Source organism: Limosilactobacillus walteri (assembly GCF_014830205.1).
Lineage (GTDB): Bacteria > Bacillota > Bacilli > Lactobacillales > Lactobacillaceae > Limosilactobacillus > Limosilactobacillus walteri.
In genome coordinates, this window is record NZ_QORN01000014.1 from 1 (window position 1) to 1,464 (window position 1,464).

The 1,464-nt window shown below is 41.5% G+C and carries 1 protein-coding gene; it reads right to left on the reverse strand.

Annotated features, from left to right (window positions below; translation table 11 throughout):
- Positions 1-46: 46 nt before the first annotated feature.
- Complete coding sequence (locus DTK66_RS03830) at positions 47-1,375, reverse strand: ISL3 family transposase (protein WP_191667841.1); 1,329 nt, start codon at positions 1,373-1,375, stop codon at positions 47-49.
- Between the last annotated feature and the right edge of the window lie 89 nt (positions 1,376-1,464).

Consider the following 1,464-nt stretch of genomic DNA (forward strand, 5'->3'; position numbering starts at 1 on the left):
GGCTCTTCGTCAAGAAGTACTGATAGGAAAAATTGAATAAGATTGATCAAGCAGCTCGCACCTGGACCGTGTGAGTTGCTTGTTTTCTTTTCCAGTTAATTGCGATGTAGGTGTTCGGGAGTGATAAGAGAATCCGAATGCGGAAATTGAAGAAGTTACGAAAACCATAAGCAGTTCGCTTAATGACTTTAATCTTGTTATTGGTTCCTTCGATGGGACCGTTAGTGTAGTTGGCATATTTGAAGCTATTGATAATTTCTTGTTTGTGATTTCTAAGTGTCCGTTGGACCTTTTGGAGGGTAAATGGTAAGGTAGTCCACTTGATTGCGAGTAAGTTATCTAGGTCAGCTTGATCATGATTATGGACAATTAGAATCAAGCGCTGGTAATAGTTATATGCGTCTTTAAGCTCTGCATCAAGGTCAAGTAGGCGGTGAATAACCTCAACGTCACTCAACTGGGCATAGCCAAAATTGCGTCGAGAGCAGAAATTATCGTACTTGAGCTTATTTGCCGGGGTAAGGATTAGTTTCCAGAAATGTTTTAAGGCCCGCCATTCAGGCGTACCGTTGCCCGTACGATTCATTACTTGAATCCTAATCTTGTTTAGCGCACGATGAGCTTGGGCGACAATATGGAAGTGATCGGCAATAATCAGGGCATTGGGAAATAGCTTTTTGATCAGGGATCGGTACGGTGTATAGAGGTCAACGGTAACGGTTCGAACTGCTAAACGTGCTGAGAGGTCGTAGCGCAAGAAGTAGTTTCGCAAATATGTGTTACTTCGCGAATTGATGATATCGAGTGTCCGCTTATTTTCAATGTTCATTAAGATCATGCTCATTCCGCTGGGAGCGAAGCGTCCAGACTTAAAGTCGTCAAAGGCGATGTGACGCGGGAGCCAATGATAGTTGGGCTTGAATGTTTCATCAAGGTGGTCAATAACTCTTCTGACGGTACCATCAGAAACACCGAGTTCTTTGGCGAGATCCTTTTGCGACTTATTCAAGGTTAAATCCATCATAATCTTCTGCTTAACGGCAGTAGAGATGTGATTACGGTAATTAACATCATCAACACTGGCAAGTTTGGTGATTGTCTGCGGACAAGCGTCAGATGACTTACAGATATACTTCTGTTTTTGGATTGACCAAATTGTCGGTTTATAGTGTAAGCTGGGAGCGAGATAATTGACTTCTTTAAAGCCGTTCTTTTTCATCAGTTGGCCACAACTGGGACAATTAATGGGATAAGTTTGAAGCATATGGACTACTACGCAGTTATCTTTTTCCTCGATCGGATCGTGTGGCAAGTTTTCGTTTAATTTGAGATGGGGATCTTTTACTCCTAAAGCATTTTTGATAAAATTATCCATGAAAGATGGTCCTTTCTTAAACGAACAGACGGGGTCCAGCCATCTTTCGTTTTTTTATTTTAAATTTTAAAACAAAATAAGCACCGATG

Coding starts and splice junctions, on each gene's coding strand:
- DTK66_RS03830 (WP_191667841.1), bottom strand. CDS start 1,375: ATGGATAATTTTATCAAAAATGCTTTAGGAGTAAAAGATCCCCATCTC.